At 68.9% G+C, this 711-nt stretch carries 1 protein-coding gene; it reads left to right on the top strand.

Features of this window, described 5'->3' with window-relative positions:
- Positions 1 to 649: NAD-dependent epimerase/dehydratase family protein (locus AQI95_RS42615; protein WP_159056719.1), on the top strand; the 649-nt coding region annotated here is incomplete at its 5' end.
- Between the last annotated feature and the right edge of the window lie 62 nt (positions 650 to 711).

Here is a 711-nt window from a genome sequence, read left to right on the forward strand (position 1 = left end):
GTTGTTCTCCGAGATCACCGCAGCCCAAGAGCGGGACGGGCAGCGCCGCCACCTCGTCTACACCACCGGAATCTCCTCCTACGGCCGCACCGGAGTGGCCCTGATGGACGAGAACACGCCCGGCAACGCCGAAAGCCCCATCGGTTTCCGCTTCGAACTCGAACGTGAGCTTGCCGCCAGCGGCATCGACCACACCGTCGTACGCCCCGGATTCCTCTACGGCGGACCGGCAACCACGTCGATGACGGGGCAGTGGTTCGCCGAGGCCGAGGCCGGCAAGCCCGTCTTCTACGGCGATGTCACCAAGCGGTGGAGCTGGGTACACGTCGACGACCTCGCCGACGCCTACGTCCGCATCCTCGGCAATCCCACCGCGGTCGCCGGCGAGACCTTCGTGATCGCCGACGACCAGCGCCTGACCGCCCTGGACATGCAGCGCGCAGCCGTCCGCGCCACCGGACGCACCCAGGACATCGGCCTGGAGAGCGCAGAAGCCGGCGGCATGATGCAACTCGCCGCCGATCAGGACGAACTCGTCGACAGCCGCAAGGCCCACCGCCTGCTGGGCTGGCGCCCCCGCCACACCTCGTTCACCGACGCCCCCGATCGCCACTACCGCGCCTGGAAGGCATCCCAGCCGCGCACCTGACCCGCGTACGCGCACACCATCCCCCGCTGCAGTACGGCCTGTTCGAGCACCTTCGGCACCAA

The organism is Streptomyces yokosukanensis (genome assembly GCF_001514035.1).
Taxonomy (GTDB): domain Bacteria; phylum Actinomycetota; class Actinomycetes; order Streptomycetales; family Streptomycetaceae; genus Streptomyces; species Streptomyces yokosukanensis.